We start from the raw sequence: 701 nt of genomic DNA, 5'->3' as shown, positions 1-701 counted from the left end.
AAGGCGCTGGCCGATCGCGGGTACTACAGCGCCACGGAAATCAAAGCATGCGATGACGCTGGTATTGCAGCGCTGGTGCCAAAAACACAAACCTCCAGTGCAAAGGCAGATGGACGGTTCGATCGGGCCGACTTCATCTACATCGCGAAAGACGACCAATACCTATGTCCAGCGGGGCAACGGGCGATTTACCGATTTACTTCCGTCGAGCGCGAAACTCCGATGGCCCTGCGTACCTACTGGAGCAGCGCTTGCCCGAAATGCCCGATAAAGAACCGGTGCACGCCCACCGACTACCGGCGTATTCGACGATGGGAACACGAAGCGGTGCTTGAGGCGATGCAGTCCAGGCTGGATCGCCAGCTCGATGCAATGACGATGCGACGGCGCACGGTCGAGCACGTGTTCGGCACACTTAAGCACTGGATGGGGACGACGCACTTCCAGACGCGCGGGCTTGGCCATGTCGCCGCTGAAATGAGTTTGCACGTGCTGGCATACAACCTCAAGCGAGTCATCAGGATCCTCGGATTCGCAAAGACGATGCGAGCGATGAAGCTGGCAGGCGCGTGAATGCGCGCGCCGACGCTGGTTGCCCGTAAAACACGATCACTTCATTTGCCTGCGTCACGTCCTAACGCAATTGTGTTCCCGCCGGGGATGGATCGGTCGGCCGTTCTGCGCGTTTTTACACAGCCTCG

Annotated in this window: 1 protein-coding gene; it reads left to right on the top strand. The window is 58.9% G+C overall.

All coding sequences use genetic code 11. The annotated features are described in order from the left end of the window. Positions 1 to 573, top strand: a 573-nt coding sequence (locus U5A67_RS40480) for a transposase (RefSeq protein WP_321818837.1), incomplete at its 5' end; no start/stop codon positions are given. Positions 574 to 701 lie beyond the last annotated feature (128 nt).

This window comes from Paraburkholderia sp. J69-1, from assembly GCF_905220255.1.
Lineage (GTDB): Bacteria > Pseudomonadota > Gammaproteobacteria > Burkholderiales > Burkholderiaceae > Paraburkholderia.
This window is presented reverse-complemented; position numbering and strand designations above follow the sequence as displayed.